Here is a 473-nt window from a genome sequence, read left to right on the forward strand (position 1 = left end):
TGCTCTTCCGATCTTTCGACCGGCGCGACCTTCAGCGAGATCATCGAGGCGGTTTGCTCCGCAATCACCAGTCCCTGCCCCGCAATCAAGCGACGCAGCGCCTCGTCGCGGGTGAAGCTGCCGTGCAGCGCGGCAACACGGCGACCGACAACCGCGTCGTACGGAAAGACAAGGTGCACACCGGCCTGCCGCGCAAAGCCGTTCAGCGCGGTGGCCGTATCGGTCGACCTGATATCGAAGCGGATGCGCGCCGGCTCGGCCTGCGCGGATGCAGCACTGGTCATCGCGACCGCCACGATCGCGGTCGTCGTCAAATATCGTATCATGGAAGTCCCCACACTCTATGCGATTGTCGGGGCAAGGATGGATCAGCGCGGACGAACCGCCATTCGCCGTGTAAAAAAAGTTCAGATCCGGGTGAGAACGATGCCGCCGTTCGCACCCGTGGTCGCCCGTACACCGAACGACGTGCG

1 protein-coding gene is annotated in these 473 nt (G+C 63.4%); it reads right to left on the bottom strand.

Annotation, left to right across the window (positions count from 1 at the left end):
- Window positions 1-314: STN domain-containing protein (locus AACY08_RS29285; protein WP_339472578.1), on the bottom strand; the 314-nt coding region annotated here is incomplete at its 3' end.
- Between the last annotated feature and the right edge of the window lie 159 nt (window positions 315-473).

Origin of the sequence: Pseudomonas sp. EL_65y_Pfl1_R83, from assembly GCF_963970695.1 — a bacterium.
Lineage (GTDB): Bacteria > Pseudomonadota > Gammaproteobacteria > Pseudomonadales > Pseudomonadaceae > Aquipseudomonas > Aquipseudomonas tritici.